The organism is Pseudomonas sp. NPDC090752 (genome assembly GCF_055584805.1).
On sequence record NZ_JBVJLI010000010.1, the window covers coordinates 98,620 to 112,085 of the forward strand.

At 63.6% G+C, this 13,466-nt stretch carries 15 protein-coding genes; 9 read left to right on the forward strand and 6 right to left on the reverse strand.

All coding sequences use genetic code 11. From position 1 onward, the window contains the following. A complete protein-coding gene (locus tag ACZ6YA_RS15225; RefSeq protein ID WP_465897940.1) occupies positions 1–861 on the reverse strand; it encodes a PHP domain-containing protein in 861 nt (286 codons plus the stop codon). 67 nt (positions 862–928) lie between these two features. Here ACZ6YA_RS15225 and ACZ6YA_RS15230 point away from each other — a divergent pair, with 67 nt between their 5' ends. From ACZ6YA_RS15230 to ACZ6YA_RS15250, 5 genes are all read left to right on the forward strand, one after another. Beyond that, positions 929–1,522 (forward strand): septation protein A, encoded by a 594-nt coding sequence (locus ACZ6YA_RS15230; protein ID WP_465897941.1) that lies wholly within the window; start codon positions 929–931, stop codon positions 1,520–1,522. Between the two features lies 1 nt (position 1,523). After that, a complete protein-coding gene (locus ACZ6YA_RS15235; protein WP_465897942.1) occupies positions 1,524–1,823 on the forward strand; it encodes a YciI family protein in 300 nt (99 codons plus the stop codon). An 82-nt stretch (positions 1,824–1,905) separates the two neighbouring features. Beyond that, the gene (locus ACZ6YA_RS15240) at positions 1,906–2,583 is read left to right on the forward strand and encodes a response regulator transcription factor (protein WP_465897943.1); all 678 of its coding nucleotides are present in this window, start codon (positions 1,906–1,908) and stop codon (positions 2,581–2,583) included. Between the two features lie 158 nt (positions 2,584–2,741). Then, the gene (locus tag ACZ6YA_RS15245; RefSeq protein WP_465897944.1) at positions 2,742–3,158 is read left to right on the forward strand and encodes a Spy/CpxP family protein refolding chaperone; all 417 of its coding nucleotides are present in this window, start codon (positions 2,742–2,744) and stop codon (positions 3,156–3,158) included. Between the two features lie 60 nt (positions 3,159–3,218). After that, positions 3,219–4,559 carry a sensor histidine kinase gene (locus ACZ6YA_RS15250; RefSeq protein ID WP_465897945.1) on the forward strand — a complete coding sequence of 447 codons (1,341 nt, stop codon included), beginning with the start codon at positions 3,219–3,221 and terminating at the stop codon, positions 4,557–4,559. Between the two features lie 118 nt (positions 4,560–4,677). Here ACZ6YA_RS15250 and ACZ6YA_RS15255 read toward each other — a convergent pair whose 3' ends face one another. Further along, positions 4,678–5,235: an NAD(P)H nitroreductase gene (locus ACZ6YA_RS15255; RefSeq protein ID WP_465897946.1), complete on the reverse strand. Its 558-nt coding sequence runs from the start codon at positions 5,233–5,235 to the stop codon at positions 4,678–4,680. 102 nt (positions 5,236–5,337) lie between these two features. On the opposite strand from ACZ6YA_RS15255, the gene ACZ6YA_RS15260 reads away from it, so the two are divergent. Continuing rightward, positions 5,338–6,792 carry a TrkH family potassium uptake protein gene (locus tag ACZ6YA_RS15260; RefSeq protein ID WP_465897947.1) on the forward strand — a complete coding sequence of 485 codons (1,455 nt, stop codon included), beginning with the start codon at positions 5,338–5,340 and terminating at the stop codon, positions 6,790–6,792. Here ACZ6YA_RS15260 and ACZ6YA_RS15265 read toward each other — a convergent pair. Then, positions 6,749–7,810 (reverse strand): AraC family transcriptional regulator, encoded by a 1,062-nt coding sequence (locus ACZ6YA_RS15265; RefSeq protein WP_465897948.1) that lies wholly within the window; start codon positions 7,808–7,810, stop codon positions 6,749–6,751. The two genes, ACZ6YA_RS15260 and ACZ6YA_RS15265, sit on opposite strands and share 44 nt — an antisense overlap. Positions 7,811–7,962: 152 nt before the next feature. On the opposite strand from ACZ6YA_RS15265, the gene ACZ6YA_RS15270 reads away from it, so the two are divergent. Next, on the forward strand, positions 7,963–8,274 hold the full coding sequence (locus tag ACZ6YA_RS15270; RefSeq protein ID WP_400795286.1) for an Mpo1-like protein: 312 nt from the start codon (positions 7,963–7,965) through the stop codon (positions 8,272–8,274). A 4-nt stretch (positions 8,275–8,278) separates the two neighbouring features. Here the strand turns inward: ACZ6YA_RS15270 and ACZ6YA_RS15275 are convergent, their stop codons facing one another. Then, the gene (locus tag ACZ6YA_RS15275) at positions 8,279–9,091 is read right to left on the reverse strand and encodes a UDP-2,3-diacylglucosamine diphosphatase (protein ID WP_465897949.1); all 813 of its coding nucleotides are present in this window, start codon (positions 9,089–9,091) and stop codon (positions 8,279–8,281) included. 357 nt (positions 9,092–9,448) lie between these two features. On the opposite strand from ACZ6YA_RS15275, the gene ACZ6YA_RS15280 reads away from it, so the two are divergent. After that, a complete protein-coding gene (locus ACZ6YA_RS15280; protein ID WP_465897950.1) occupies positions 9,449–10,339 on the forward strand; it encodes a DMT family transporter in 891 nt (296 codons plus the stop codon). On the opposite strand, the gene ACZ6YA_RS15285 is transcribed toward ACZ6YA_RS15280, so the two are convergent. Next, the gene (locus tag ACZ6YA_RS15285; RefSeq protein ID WP_465897951.1) at positions 10,340–10,621 is read right to left on the reverse strand and encodes an Rdx family protein; all 282 of its coding nucleotides are present in this window, start codon (positions 10,619–10,621) and stop codon (positions 10,340–10,342) included. It abuts the gene before it with no gap. 67 nt (positions 10,622–10,688) lie between these two features. Between ACZ6YA_RS15285 and ACZ6YA_RS15290 the strand changes: the two genes are divergently transcribed. Next, a complete protein-coding gene (locus ACZ6YA_RS15290; protein ID WP_465897952.1) occupies positions 10,689–12,875 on the forward strand; it encodes a patatin-like phospholipase family protein in 2,187 nt (728 codons plus the stop codon). Positions 12,876–12,998: 123 nt separating this feature from the next. Here ACZ6YA_RS15290 and ACZ6YA_RS15295 read toward each other — a convergent pair whose 3' ends face one another. Next, a complete protein-coding gene (locus ACZ6YA_RS15295; protein WP_400795295.1) occupies positions 12,999–13,436 on the reverse strand; it encodes a MarR family transcriptional regulator in 438 nt (145 codons plus the stop codon). Positions 13,437–13,466: the final 30 nt, after the last annotated feature.

The following is a 13,466-nucleotide window of genomic DNA, read 5'->3' on the forward strand; positions in this document are numbered from 1 at the left end:
TCATATCGCCATAGGCTGTTCATGGCTGAATCGACGCCACAGAGGTGGCAGATCCTCAGGCAATGGCCGGTAGGCACCGATCTCGCCCCAGGTGCCGGGGCCGTGGAAATCGCTGCCAGCGCTTGCCAGCAGGCCGAACTCACGGGTGAGGATGGACATCGTGCCCACCTGCTCGGCCGGCATCATCCCGTTGACCACCTCAAGCGCCTGCCCGCCTGCCTCAATATAGTTGGCAATCAGCCGCCTGCGCTTGCTGCGGGTCAGATCGTAGTGCATCGGATGGGCCAAGCTCACCCAAGCGTTGGACTGCCGCAAGGTGGCAACGGTTTCTTCCAGAGTCGGCCAATGCAGTTTGACGTCGCCCAGCTTGCCGGCGCCCAGCCACTTGCGGAAGGCTTCACCCCGGTCCTTGACGTACCCTGCACGCACCAGGTACTCGGCAAAATGTGGGCGCGCCGGGGCGTTGCCGCTGTCGCCGAGTTCCTGTTGCACAGTGCGGGCACCGTCAAGCGTGCCAGACATGCCCTTGGCCGCCAGCCGTTTGTCGATTTCCTCGGCACGCAGCCAGCGGCCATGGTGAAGCGCCTCGATGGCTTTGAGCAGCGGCGGCGCATCGAGCGGGAAGTCATAGCCCAGCACATGGATGGTCGCGCCCCCCCAGGTGCACGACAACTCCACCCCGCTGACCCAGCGCATGCCGCGCTCGGCGCAGGCCTGGCGGGCTTCGGCCAGCCCTTCGAGGGTGTCATGGTCGGTCAGTGCCAGCGTCTGTACCCCGTGCTCATGGGCCCGGGCGACCAGGACCGTGGGCGACAGGGCGCCGTCGGAGGCCGTGCTGTGACAGTGCAGATCAACATTCATGGAGGAGCGCTACCGCTGGAATCGATGTTTGTTATTATGCCGTCACATCCCGATTCTGGCTGCCATTGTGAAACAATTCATCGATTTCATCCCGCTGCTACTGTTTTTCATCGTCTACAAGCTCGACCCTCGACCCATGGAGGTCGCCGGCCACAGCTTCGAATTCGGCGGCATCTACAGCGCCACGGCCATGCTGATCATCAGCTCACTGGTGGTCTATGGCGCGCTGTTCCTGCGCCAGCGCAAGCTGGAGAAAGGCCAGTGGCTGACCCTGGTCGCCTGCCTGGTGTTCGGCGGCCTGACCCTGACCTTCCACAGCGAAACGTTCCTGAAGTGGAAGGCGCCGGTGGTCAACTGGCTGTTTGCCCTCGGCTTCGCTGGCAGCCATTTCATCGGCGACCGGGTGTTGATCAAGCGCATCATGGGCCACGCATTGGCCCTGCCCGATGCCGTCTGGGCCCGCCTGAACGTGGCCTGGATCGCGTTTTTCCTGTTCTGCGGTGCGGCTAACCTGTTCGTCGCATTCACCTTCCAGGACTTCTGGGTCGACTTCAAAGTGTTCGGCAGCCTGGGCATGACCGTGATTTTCCTGGTGGCGCAGGGTGTTTATCTCTCGCGTCACCTGCACGACGACCCTTCCACCACCAAGACCAAGGATTGACATGCTTTACGCCATCATCGCCAGCGACGTCGCGAATTCCCTGGAAAAACGCCTGGCCGCACGCCCGGCCCACATCGAGCGCCTGCAGCAGCTCAAGGCCGAAGGCCGCGTGGTGCTTGCCGGCCCGCACCCAGCCATCGACAGCAACGACCCGGGCGAAGCCGGCTTCAGCGGCAGCCTGATCGTTGCCGAGTTCGAGTCGTTGAGCGCCGCCCAGGCCTGGGCCGATGCCGACCCTTACATTGCCGCAGGCGTGTACGATAAGGTCATCGTCAAACCCTTCAAGCAAGTCTTGCCTTGATCGATACATAAATTGGCGGCGTCTGCGGTATCTTTGCCACTGGCGAGCGCGTCAGACGCCGTCGATTTGAATTGAGTGAGTCATGAGCGAGCTGTTACTGATTGATGATGACCAGGAACTCTGCGAGCTGCTCGGCAGCTGGCTGACCCAGGAAGGTTTTGTTGTACGCGCCTGCCACGATGGCCAGAGCGCGCGCCAGGCGCTGGCCGAGCACGCACCGGCAGCGGTGGTGCTGGATGTGATGCTGCCCGACGGCAGCGGCCTTGAACTGCTCAAACAGCTGCGTAGCGAGCATGCCGAGCTGCCGGTACTGATGCTGTCGGCCCGCGGCGAGCCGCTGGACCGCATTCTCGGCCTGGAGCTGGGCGCCGATGATTACCTGGCCAAACCCTGCGACCCCCGTGAACTCACTGCGCGCCTGCGCGCGGTGCTGCGCCGCAGCCACCCGACCGCCACCACCACCCAAGTCGAGCTCGGTGACCTGGCCTTCAGCCCGGTGCGCGGCGTGGTCAGCATCGACGGCCGCGAGATGAGCCTGACCCTGTCCGAAAGCCGTATCCTCGAAGCGTTGCTGCGCCAGCCAGGCGAACCGCTGGACAAACAGGATCTGGCGCAGATCGGCTTGGGCCGCAAGCTGACCCTTTACGATCGCAGCCTGGACATGCACGTCAGCAACCTGCGCAAGAAGATCGGCCCCCACGCCGACGGCCGCCCGCGCATCGTCGCGCTGCGCAGCCGCGGCTATTACTACAGCCTGTAATCAGGCACGGCGCTGCAAGCGAGAGCGACTACGTGTTTTCCTTGCAGTTTACCGCCACGTTCTTTACCCAGCCTTTACCCTTCACTGACTGCGCTTGACCTCCATCTCCCTAGACTGAGCTCATCCGGTAACCACCGGCCCATGACAGGAGAGACACCATGCGCAAGACCCTAATCGCCCTGATGTTCGCCGCCGCCCTGCCGACCGTGGCCATGGCCATGCCCGAAGGCGGCCCGCGTCACGACGGCCCGCATCATCGCGGTGACGCGCCTTTCGCCCAACTGGACCTGAGCCGCGATCAGCGCCAACAGATCGGCAAGCTGATGGGCGACCAGATGAAAAACCGCCGCGACATTACCGAACGCTATCTGGCCAAGCTGCCAGCTGCCGACCAGAAGGCCATGAAGGACGAGCTCAAGGCCAGTCACGACAAGACCGACAACCAGGTGCGCGCCCTGCTCAAGCCTGAGCAACAGAAGAAGTTCGACGAGCTGCAAAAAGAGCGTGAAGCACGCAAGGCCGAATGGAAGGAATTCCAGGCCTGGAAAGCTGAAAAAGCTGGCAAGGCCCAGTAAACTTTGCCCCCACTGCCCGGCCCGCCTACCCGCGGGCCGGGCTTTCCCCGTTTACAGGAGGTGCTCTTGCGTTCTCTGTTCTGGCGCATCCTGGCCAGTTTCTGGCTGGCTATCACCCTGGTCGCAGGCCTGTCGATCCTGCTGGGCCACATGCTCAACCAGGATGCCTGGATCCTCAGCCGTCACCCGGGCCTCAACACCCTGGCCAGCCACTGGGCCAAGCACTATGAACAGGAAGGCCTGGAGTCGGCGCAAAAGTTCCTGGAGCGCCGCAAGCAGCGCTTCAAGATCGACGTGCAGGTGCTCGACGACAGTGGCGAGGCCGTGGTGCCCGGCACCTTCCCGCGCCGTGCCGCCGCTTTCGAGGCGCGCCAGCACAATGATGAGCGCCGCCTGCCGTGGCGCCGCCTGACCGAGGAATACACCAGCCCCGACAGCGGTGAAACCTACCTGCTGATCTACCGTATTCCGCATCCGGAGCTGGATGCCTGGCACCGTGAAAGCCTGCTCTGGCCGCTGAGTGCACTGGGTATAGCCCTGGTCGTGCTAACCCTGTTCAGCCTGCTGGTAACCCTGTCCATCACCCGCCCGCTGAGTCGCTTGCGCAGTGCGGTGCACGACCTTGGCCAGGCCAGCTACCAGCAGAACAGCCTGGCCCGTCTGGCCGCCCGCCGTGATGAATTCGGCGTGCTGGCCAAGGACTTCAACAAGATGGGCGCACGTTTGCAAAGCCTGATCGGCAGCCAGCGCCAGCTGCTGCGTGACGTTTCGCACGAACTGCGTTCACCGCTGGCGCGCCTGCGCATTGCTCTGGCCTTGGCTGAGCGTGCCGAAGCAGAGCAGCGCCAGGCCCTCTGGCCGCGCCTTACCCGCGAATGCGACCGCCTGGAAGACCTGATCAGCGAGATTCTCACCTTGGCCCGGGTCGATGCCGAGCAGGCACATGCTGAATCTGTCGACCTCAATGCCCTGCTCGGCAGTGTGCGCAAAGACGCCCAGCTCAGCGCACCGGAGCAGGAAGTACGCCTGGAGGCGCAACCGGGTTTGACGCTGCAGGGCTGGCCGACATTGATCGAGCGTGCCGTGGACAATCTGCTGCGCAATGCACTGCGGTTCAATCCGCAGGGGCAGCCGATCGAAGTGCGCGCCGGGCGTGAGCAGGAACGTATCGTCGTGAGCGTGCGCGATCATGGGCCGGGGGTGTCGGCGGAGCACCTGGCACAATTGGGTGAGCCGTTCTTCCGGGCGCCGGGACAGGAGGCCGCGGGGCATGGCCTGGGCCTGGCGATTGCGCGCAAGGCGGCGGAGCGGCATGGCGGGAGCTTGGTGCTGGAGAATCATCCCCAAGGTGGGTTTGCGGCTCGGTTGGAGTTGCCGCTAGTGGTGGAGATCGGCAGTTGAATTGAGGCTGGGCTTACCGACCTTTTAACGGGCAAGCCCGCTCCCACAGGTTCAGCGCTGCCCGTGAGCATGACGCTTGAGTTGTGGGAGCGGGCTTGCCCGCGAAGGGTTCACCGCATCACTCGCCCCAGACGCTGACGTACTCGGCGGTATCCAGAATCGGCGCCGTGCGCGGCTCGGCCATCGGTGTACCGACATACAGGTAACCGATCAATTCCTCGTTCTCTGCCAGCCCCAGCCCCTTGTGCACGTGCGCATCGAAGGCCATGTCACCCGTGCGCCACACCGCACCAATCCCCTGTGCATGCGCCGCGATCAGAATGCCATGCGCCGCACACCCGGCCGCCAGCCGTTGCTCGGACTTGGGCACCTTGTAGTGGTCCTGCAGCTTGGCGATCACCACGATCAGCAACGGTGCGCGCAGCGGCATGGCACGTGCCTTGTCCAGTGCCGCCGGGGTCGCGTCACCCTTTTGCTGCACCGCTTCGGCGAACAGCTCCCCGAGTTTATCGCGCCCCTGGCCCTCGATGGTCAGGAACCGCCACGGCCGCAGCTGGCCATGGTCCGGCGCGCGCAGCGCCGCCTGGAACAATGCCTCGCGCTGGGCGTCATTGGGCGCCGGCTCGGTCAGGCGTGGCACGGAAACACGGTTGAGCAATGCGTCGAGAGCCTCCATCGGCTACCCTCCTGGCAGGTGAATGTGCGGCCATTCTAGCGTTTACATCACCAGACCCATAGGTAGAATGGCGCCCTTCCGTTCAGAGTCAGAGCAGATCACATGGCGTTGCCGACCTTAAGGATCATTGGTTTCATCATCGGCATCTTCCTGATCACCCTGGCGGTCAGCATGGTCGTACCCATGGCGACCCTGGTGGTCTTCGAACGCACCGGCGACATGCCGTCGTTCCTCTGGGCCAGCCTGATCACCTTCGTCGCTGGCCTGCTGATGGTGGTCCAGGGCCGCCCCGAGCATGTCCACCTGCGACCGCGCGACATGTACCTGCTGACCGTGTGCAGCTGGGTCGTGGTGTGCGTGTTCGCAGCCCTGCCCTTTTTGCTGACCCAACACATCAGCTACACCGACGCCTTTTTCGAAAGCATGTCCGGCATCACCGCCACCGGCGCCACGGTGCTCAGCGGGCTGGATAACATGTCGCCGGGCATCCTGATGTGGCGTTCGATGCTGCACTGGCTCGGCGGCATCGGCTTCATCGCCATGGCGGTCGCGATCCTGCCGCTGCTGCGCATCGGGGGCATGCGCCTGTTCCAGACCGAATCGTCCGACCGTTCGGAAAAGGTCATGCCGCGCTCGCACATGGTCGCCAAGTCGATCGTCGGCGTATACGTCGGCTTCTCGGTGCTGGGTGCGCTGGCCTTCTGGTGGGCTGGCATGAGCCCGTTCGACGCCATCAACCACGCCATGTCGGCCATTTCCACCGGCGGATTCTCCACCTCGGACCAATCACTGGCCAAATGGGACATCCCGGCGGTGCACTGGGTCGCGGTGGTGGTGATGATCCTTGGCAGCCTGCCGTTCACGCTGTACGTGGCCACCCTTCGCGGCAACCGCAAGGCACTTATCCGCGACCAGCAGGTGCAGGGCTTGCTGGGTATGCTAGTGGTGACCTGGCTGGTGCTCGGCACCTGGTACTGGTACAGCACCAACCTGCACTGGTTGGATGCCCTGCGCCATGTGGCGCTGAACGTGACCTCAGTGGTCACCACCACCGGTTTCGCCCTGGGCGACTACAGCTTGTGGGGTAACTTCTCGCTGATGCTGTTCTTCTACCTGGGCTTTGTGGGTGGCTGCTCCGGCTCGACCGCCGGCGGCATCAAGATTTTCCGCTTCCAGGTGGCCTACATCCTGCTCAAGGCCAGCCTCAACCAGCTGATCCACCCGCGCGCGGTGATCAAGCAGAAGTACAACGGGCACCGCCTCGACGAAGATATCGTGCGCTCGATCCTGACCTTTTCGTTTTTCTTCGCCATCACCATCTGCGTAATGGCCTTGCTGCTGTCGCTGCTGGGCGTCGACTGGATGACCGCGCTGACCGGCGCCGCAGGGACCGTTTCCGGCGTTGGCCCAGGCCTGGGCGAAGTGATCGGGCCGTCAGGCAACTACGCCACGCTGCCGGACGCCGCCAAATGGATTCTCGCCGGCGGCATGCTACTCGGCCGCCTGGAGATCATCACGGTGCTGGTGCTGTGTATGCCGGCGTTCTGGCGTCACTGACGCCTTCGCTGTCCCCGCCCAGGCGGGCACGGTACTCGCTGGGGGTCACGTCGAACCAACGGCGGAAGGCGCGGTAGAAGTTGCTCGGGTCGGCGAAGCCCAGCAGGTAGGCGGTTTCCAGTAGGGTCATGCCGGGCTGGGCAAGGTATTGTTCGGCCAGTTCGCGACGGGTGTCGTCCAGTAGAGCCTGGAAGCTGGTGCCCTCTTCCTGCAGGCGCCGCTGCAGGGTGCGCTGGGACAGGTGCAACGCCTGGGCCAGGGTTTCCCGCTTGGGTTCGCCTTGCGGCAGGATGCGGCACAGCACCTGGCGGACCCGGTGGGTTACCCGGCTTTCCGAGAAACGCGCCAGATATTCCCCAGCGAAGCGGTCATGCAGGATGGCCATGGCCTCGTTGGCGGTCGGCAGTGGGGCTTCCATGTCAGAGCGTTCGAACACCAGGGCGTCGTGGGGTGCGCCGAACTCCAACGGCGAATGGAACGCCACCTTGTAAGGCTCGATGTTCTTTGGTTGCGGGCCCTGGACCAGTACCCGCCGGGGTTGGATCGCCCGGCCACTGAGCCACTTGCACAACGCCAGGGCGCAGGCCAATGAAGCCTCGGCGCTGTGCCGGGTAGGCGGCAGGTGATCACCGTGCACGGTGAGAATCAGCGAATATCCTTCAGTCCCCAGGCGGAAACTCAGATCGGAACTTTCGGCAATGATGCGTTGATATCGCACCAGGCGCTCGAAGCCTTCAGCCAGGGTACGGCTGGACATCAAGGCGTAACCCACCACATGGAACGAAGCGGGGCGCACCACTCGCGCCATGTTCAGGCCAATCGCTTCATTGCCGGACAGCTCTACGGCCAGCTGCCAGAGGCGGGTCATGGCGTCTTGTGGGAAACGGGCGTCCGGGTCGTCAAGGGCGGCGAAATCCAAACCGAGCTGCCTGAACATGGCCGGGCAATCGAGCCCTTCCAGCTCCAGCGCTTTCACAATCCCTGATGCCCAGCTGGCAGACGTTGTTCTCTCACTCATGACGGGCTTCTTCTTACCGCTTCATGCGGTGAACTCCAAGGATACTCAAATGGCACCCGTAGTCACTGGCGGGCCCCGTCAATGACTCTAGACTCGATTCAGGCTCCACGCCGTGTATCCTGTCAAAAAGTGTTAATCCCGGAGCACTGCCCATGAACAGCACAGCGCAGTTTCGCAGTTTTGCCGAGTTCTACCCCTACTACCTGGGGGAGCACAACAACCCTACCTGCCGGCGCCTGCATTTCGTCGGCACCAGCCTGGTCATCGCCCTGTTGGCGTACACGATCGGTAGCGGCAAATGGTTGCTGCTGTTGGCGGTACCGCTGTTCGGCTATGGCTTCGCCTGGGTCGGCCACTTCTTTTTCGAGAAGAACCGCCCGGCGACCTTCAAGCATCCGCTGTATAGCTTGATCGGCGATTTCGCCATGTTCCGCGACATCCTGCTCGGCCGGATCAGCCTGTAACTACTTAGGCAGGCTCGCGCAGCGCTGCATCAGCTTCAGCCTGCCGCGCCTGCGCATCGGCCAGCCGGTAAAGCTCGATGCTGCCGTCCCAATGTTCGATCAGCGCCGTGCACGACTCCACCCAATCGCCACAATTGAGATAATCCACCTCGCCGACCTTGCGGATCTCCGCATGGTGAATGTGCCCGCACACCACGCCATGAAAGCCCCGCTTGGTGCACTCATGGGCGATGGCATCCTCGAAGTCGCTGATGAAGTTCACCGCGCCCTTGACCTTGTGTTTGAGGTACGCGGACAACGACCAGTAGCCATAGCCGTAGCGCGCACGCCAATGGTTGAGCCAGCGATTGAGCACCAGGGTGAACTCGTAGGCGCGGTCGCCGAGGAAGGCGAGCCAGCGGTGATAGCGGGTGATCACATCGAACTGGTCACCATGGATGACCAGCAGCCGGCGGCCATCGGCTGTCAGGTGCTCGGCTTCGTCCACCAACTGGATGTTGCCCAGGATCAACTTGGAGTAGCGGCGCAGGAACTCGTCGTGGTTGCCAGTGACGTAGATCACCTCGGTACCGCGCTTGCTCAGGGTCAGCAGACGGCGGATCACATTGGTGTGGGCTTGCGGCCAGTAGATGCCGCTGCGCAGTTTCCAGCCATCGATGATGTCGCCGACCAGGTAGATACGGTCGGCCTGGTAGCCCTTGAGAAACTGCGACAGGTGTTCGGCCTGGCAATCTCGGGTGCCCAGGTGCACGTCGGATATCCACAGGGTGCGCACGCGTTGCTTGCGCGACGGACGAGAGAGTTCGGCATGGCTCATGGGCGGGCTCCGGCGCTGTTTGCTGGAGACTGGCAGGCATACATGACAGGTTGGTGGCAGCGATGTGACCGGTGATGGTCAGCCCACAATGCGGCACAATGGTGCGCTTTCGGCGGCGATGCTGCGCGCGTTCGGGTGTTCGCCGGGGGCCTTGCGCCGAGAGTCTGGCGATAAAGAGTGCTAGATGGGCGACAGACCTGTTTTGTCTTCAGCTTTACACTGTTCCTGTTCCGGCCCTTTCGCGGGCAAGCCCGCTCCCACAGGTACAGTCCAGGCTTCGCGATCGCAACATTCCTGTGGGAGCGGGCTTGCCCGCGAAGAGGCCAGGACTGACTAAAAAAATCTCAAAGGACCAGCATGAACCACCGCACCGCCCTCGGCGCGCTGCATATCGGCGCACTGTTCTTCGGCCTCACCGGCGTTTTCGGCAAACTGGCCGCCAGCGCCACCCCATCCATCATCGTGTTCGGGCGCGCCGCCTTCGCAGTGCTCGCTCTGGCCCTGTTCGCCAGCCTGGCTGGCCCGGGCTGGCAGCGTCTGAGCGGCCAGGACATACGCCGCCTGCTGCTCGGCGGGATACTGCTGGCCGGCCATTGGGTCAGCTTCTTCATCGCCGTCAAAGTCAGCGGCGTGGCCATTGCCACCCTGGGCTTTGCCAGCTTCCCGGCCTTTACCGTGATCCTCGAAGGGGTACTGTTCCGCGAACGTATCCGCCGCAATGAAGCCGTTCTGGTGATTCTGGTGAGCCTCGGCCTGGTGCTGGTGACCCCATCATTCGACCTGGCCAGCGAAGCCACCAGCGGCCTGCTTTGGGCACTGTTGTCCGGCCTGCTGTTCTCGCTGCTGTCGCTGACCAACCGCGCCGGCTCCGGCCGCTTGCCTGCCGTGCAGGCAGCGTTGTGGCAGAACCTGGTGGTCGGCCTGTGCCTGCTGCCGTTCGCCACCCCAGGCCTGGGTGCCGTGGCAGCCATGGACTGGCTGTGGATCGCCCTGCTCGGCATTTTCTGCACCGGCGTCGCCCACAGCCTGTTCGTAGCCAGTCTTGCCGTGATCAAGGCGCGTACCGCTGCGGTGGTGTTCGGCATGGAGCCGGTCTATGGCATTGCCGTGGCCTGGGTGGTGTTCACCGAGACGCCCACCCTGCGCATGCTGCTGGGCGGTGCGCTGATCATCTTCGCCATCGTGTTGTCCAGCCGCCTGGCTGACGAACAACCACCCAAGCAGCGCGAAGTGGCCGAGGGCGTCTGATCAGCGATCGTTGTGGCCCAGGTCACGCTGCGGGTCGATCTGGTCACGCACGCGCTGCTTGAGCACCTTGGCTTCGGGGAAGCCCCCATCGGCCTTGCGCTCCCAGATCTGCGCGCCGGCGCAGGTGATGCGAAAGACACCGCCGGTTCCCGGCTCCAGCGCCACCCGGGCCAAGTCGTCGGCGAAGGTGCTCAGCAGCTCCTGGGCCAGCCAGGCGGCGCGCAGTAGCCATTGGCACTGGGTGCAATAGGTGATGACGATTTCCGGCTTGCTGTCAGCCATGTTGGGCGATCTCCAGGTAGGGGGCCGCTTATACTAGCGGTCTTTAGCCCTCGGTTTGAGACTCACGATGCGCCGCCTGCTGTTCTGCATCCTAACGACACTCACCTCGCTCACCGTGCTTGCCGCCGAGCCGCCCCGCCCCAAGGTCGGCCTGGTGCTCTCCGGTGGCGCCGCGCGTGGCCTGGCCCACATCGGCGTGCTCAGAGCATTGGAAGAACAAGGCGTGCGCATCGACGCCATTGCCGGCACCAGCATGGGCGCCGTGGTAGGCGGGCTGTATGCATCGGGCTACAGCGTCGATGAGCTGGAAAAACTCGCCACCACCCTCGATTGGCAGCAGGCACTGTCTGACGCGCCGCCGCGCAAGGATGTACCGTTCAGGCGCAAGCAGGATGACCGCGACTTCTTGGTCAAGCAGAAGCTGAGCTTTCGCGACGACGGCAGCCTGGGCCTGCCTCTCGGGGTGATCCAGGGCCAGAACCTGGCCCTGCTGCTGGAAAGCAAGCTGGCCCACACCGCCGATACCCGCGACTTCGACAAATTACCAATCCCGTTCCGCGCCGTGGCCACCGACATCGCCAGTGGCGAAAAAGTGGTATTCAGCCGCGGCCACCTGCCCCAGGTAATCCGCGCCAGCATGTCGATACCGGCAGTGTTCGCCCCTGTCGAGCTGGATGGCCGCCTGCTGGTCGATGGCGGCATGGTCGACAACATCCCGGTCGACGTGGCCCGGGAAATGGGCGTGGACCTGGCCATCGTGGTCGACATCGGCACTCCGCTGCGCGATCGCAAACAACTGGCGACGGTGGTCGATGTCCTGAACCAGTCGATTACGCTGATGACTCGGCGCAACTCAGAAGAGCAATTGGCCAGCCTGCACCGCGACGACATCCTCATCCAGCCGCAACTGGCCGCCTTCGGCGTTACCGACTTTGGCCGCGCCCACGACATGATCGACGCCGGCTACCGCGCCACGCGCCTTCTCGACCCGCGCCTGGCCGCGCTGCGCCAGCCCGAGGGTGACGCCGAGCTGGCCGTGGCCCGCTCGCCACGCCAGCGTACCCCGGTGATCACCGCGATCAGGGTGGAGAACGATTCCAAGGTCAGCGACGACGTGATCCGCTACTACATCCGCCAGCCACTCGGCGAGCCTCTGGAACTGGACCGCCTGCAGACCGACATGGGCACCCTCTACGGGCTGGACTACTTCGACCGCGTGCAATACCGCGTGGTGCACAAGGGCGACGACCATACCTTGGTAATCAACGCCCGTGGCAAACGCGGCGGCACCGACTACCTGCGCCTGGGCCTGAACCTGTCCGACGATCTGCGTGGCGACAGTGCCTTCAACCTGGGCGCCAGCTACCGCGTCAATGGCATCAACCGCCTGGGCGCGGAGTGGCTGACGCGTGCGCAGATCGGCGACCAGCAGGAGCTCTACAGCGAGTTCTACCAGCCGCTGGACGTGGGCTCGCGCTACTTCATCGCGCCGTATCTGGACTTCGGTTCGCAGAACATCGAGGCCACCCTGGACAACGACCCGGTCGCCGAATACCGCCTGGAACGTTACGAGTTCGGCCTCAACGTCGGCCGCCAGATCGGCACCTACGGCGAAGTTCGCCTGGGCGCGGGCAAGGCCTGGGGCGAAGCCGAGGTGCGCATCGGTGACCAGGATTTGCCCAATGTGAGCTTCAATGAAGGCTTCTATGAGCTGAAGTACTCGTTCGACACCCTCGACAATGTGTATTTCCCGCACAGCGGTGAAGACCTCGGCCTGACCATGCGCAAGTACGACAAATCGCTCGATTCGGACGAAGATTACCGGCAGTGGCTGCTCAACCTCGACAAGGCCATCAGCAGCGGGCCGAACACCTGGGTGTTTGGCGGGCGTTATGGACGCACGCTGGACGATACCGAAGTGGTGACGTCCAGCTTTGTGATGGGCGGTGCGCGAGAACTCTCCGGGTTCCGACAGGACTCGGTGTCAGGGCAGAACATCAGCCTGCTGCGCGTGGTTTATTACCGGCGCCTCACCCCGCGTGGCTACCTGCCGCTGGACTTCCCGCTGTACATCGGCGGCTCACTTGAGCGTGGGCGGGCGTGGAACAACGACAATGAGTTCGACAGTGGCTACATCAATGCGGCGAGTGTGTTCCTGGGGCTGGAAACACCGCTGGGGCCGTTGAACCTGACTTACGGGGCCAACAGTGCGCATGAGCAGGCGGTTTATCTGAACCTGGGGCATACCTTCTAGATTGCCGGGGCCGCTTCGCGCCCCATTCGCGGGGCAAGCCCGCTCCCGCAAATGCTCGGACCAGCGCGGAACCTGTGGGAGCGGGCTTGCCCCGCGAATGGAGCGCAAAGCGGCCCCGGCCTTTCAAGACTTTTCCAGGTTCGCAAGAATCTTCGCATGCACGCGCATGCACACTTCCAGATCCGCCTCGTCCACCCCGGTGAACAACTCCAGGCGCAAGGCATTGGCGATGGTCTCGATCTGCTCGATCAACGGCTTTGCCGGTGGGCACAGCTGAATCTTCTTCGCCCGCCGGTCTTCCAGCACCGCCTGGCGCCGGACCAGGCCCTGGCTTTCCAAGCTGTCGAGCAGGCGCGCAAGGGTCGGGCCTTCAACCCCGACGCTCTGCGCCAGTTCACGCTGGGTCGGCGCTTCTTCGAAACGCGCCAGGTGCAGCAACACCAGCCAGCGCGCCTGGGACAGGTTGAGCCCGGCCAGGCGGCGATCCAGCTCGGCGCGCCAGCCGCGGGACATCTGCGCCAGCTGCATGCCGAAGCGGTGTTGATTGTCGGTCAGGGGCATAAGCAACTCATTGACTAGAACTAATTATTA

Bases quoted from the DNA above. Each gene is read 5' to 3' on its own strand.
- ACZ6YA_RS15285 (WP_465897951.1), bottom strand. From the start codon at position 10,621: ATGGCTGACAGCAAGCCGGAAATCGTCATCACCTATTGCACCCAGTGC.
- ACZ6YA_RS15270 (WP_400795286.1), top strand. From the start codon at position 7,963: ATGAACAGCACAGCGCAGTTTCGCAGTTTTGCCGAGTTCTACCCCTAC.
- ACZ6YA_RS15235 (WP_465897942.1), top strand. From the start codon at position 1,524: ATGCTTTACGCCATCATCGCCAGCGACGTCGCGAATTCCCTGGAAAAA.
- ACZ6YA_RS15225 (WP_465897940.1), bottom strand. From the start codon at position 861: ATGAATGTTGATCTGCACTGTCACAGCACGGCCTCCGACGGCGCCCTG.
- ACZ6YA_RS15240 (WP_465897943.1), top strand. From the start codon at position 1,906: ATGAGCGAGCTGTTACTGATTGATGATGACCAGGAACTCTGCGAGCTG.
- ACZ6YA_RS15245 (WP_465897944.1), top strand. From the start codon at position 2,742: ATGCGCAAGACCCTAATCGCCCTGATGTTCGCCGCCGCCCTGCCGACC.
- ACZ6YA_RS15265 (WP_465897948.1), bottom strand. From the start codon at position 7,810: ATGAGTGAGAGAACAACGTCTGCCAGCTGGGCATCAGGGATTGTGAAA.
- ACZ6YA_RS15290 (WP_465897952.1), top strand. From the start codon at position 10,689: ATGCGCCGCCTGCTGTTCTGCATCCTAACGACACTCACCTCGCTCACC.
- ACZ6YA_RS15280 (WP_465897950.1), top strand. From the start codon at position 9,449: ATGAACCACCGCACCGCCCTCGGCGCGCTGCATATCGGCGCACTGTTC.
- ACZ6YA_RS15255 (WP_465897946.1), bottom strand. From the start codon at position 5,235: ATGGAGGCTCTCGACGCATTGCTCAACCGTGTTTCCGTGCCACGCCTG.
- ACZ6YA_RS15260 (WP_465897947.1), top strand. From the start codon at position 5,338: ATGGCGTTGCCGACCTTAAGGATCATTGGTTTCATCATCGGCATCTTC.
- ACZ6YA_RS15295 (WP_400795295.1), bottom strand. From the start codon at position 13,436: ATGCCCCTGACCGACAATCAACACCGCTTCGGCATGCAGCTGGCGCAG.
- ACZ6YA_RS15275 (WP_465897949.1), bottom strand. From the start codon at position 9,091: ATGAGCCATGCCGAACTCTCTCGTCCGTCGCGCAAGCAACGCGTGCGC.